Origin of the sequence: Microvirga zambiensis WSM3693, assembly GCF_016735695.1 — a bacterium.
Taxonomy (GTDB): Bacteria; Pseudomonadota; Alphaproteobacteria; order Rhizobiales; family Beijerinckiaceae; genus Microvirga; species Microvirga zambiensis.
In genome coordinates, this window is the sequence record NZ_JAERQD010000198.1 from 1 (window position 1) to 1,095 (window position 1,095).

Sequence of the window (1,095 nt, forward strand, 5' to 3'; positions counted from 1 at the left end):
CCAAAACGATACCGACCAAGAGGAGTTGCTGGAGCAGCAGCGGGCCTTGGCAGAGTTCGGGGACTTCGTCCTCAAAACCGAGACCATCGATGACATCCTGAACAGGGCCTGCGAGCTCATCAGCCGGGCCCTCGAAACCGATCTTGCCAAGCTCATGGAACTCCTGCCTGACGGTCGGACCTTCGCAGTCCGTGCGGGCATCGGGTGGAGACCAGGGATCATCGGCGAGGTCACCGTCACGGCGGCCGAGAACTCACCGGAGGGGCTGACACTCAAAGAGGGGGCGGTCATCTCGAAGAACTCCGATGAGGAGGATCGCTTCGAGTACCACGACTTCATGAAGGAGCATGGGGTCAAGGCGTTTGTGAACGTGCTCGTGTTGAGCAGCAAAGGGCGTCCACCCTTTGGCGTCCTTCAGGTGGACAGCCGTGAACCCCGGGACTTTACGCAGTCGGACATCGAGTTCCTCCGCAGCTATGCCAATCTGCTTGGCGCCGCCATCGAGCGCTTTCGGGTCGTGGACGAACTGCGAGCGGCCGTGCGGGAAAAAGACCTTCTGATCGGCGAGCTCAATCACAGGGTGAAGAACACTCTGACGACGGTGCAGTCCATCGCCTCGCAGACACTGCGGAACGCACCCTCGCTTGACCATGCGTCGGACGCCATCGAGAGCCGTCTGATCGCGCTGTCGCAGGTTCACAATGTGCTGACCGACCGGAGCTGGGCGCATGTCGCTCTTCACGACATCGTCGCACAGGCCGTCGAGCCATACCGCAGCCGTGGGGAAAACCGGATCCACGTGCAGGGCGCGAGCGTACAGGTCCCGCCGCGCATGGCGCTGCCGCTCGCGATGGCGCTCCAGGAACTGGTGACCAATGCCGTGAAATATGGGGCATTGTCCAACGGAACAGGGCAGATCAGGGTACACTGGACCCTGAATGGCGCGAGCACTCCCCCGCGTTTGCAGTTGCTGTGGGAGGAGACGGCGGGACCGCCTGTCCAGAAGCCCGTTCGCCGTGGCTTCGGCACGCGGCTCATTGAGCGCAGCCTGGCTCAAGAACTCGCGGGCGAGGTGCGGATCGAGTTTTCTGAGAC

1 protein-coding gene is annotated in these 1,095 nt (G+C 62.4%); it reads left to right on the forward strand.

Annotation, left to right across the window (positions count from 1 at the left end; all coding sequences use genetic code 11):
• Positions 1-1,095: sensor histidine kinase (locus tag JKL46_RS34860; protein WP_201843028.1), on the forward strand; the 1,095-nt coding region annotated here is incomplete at both ends.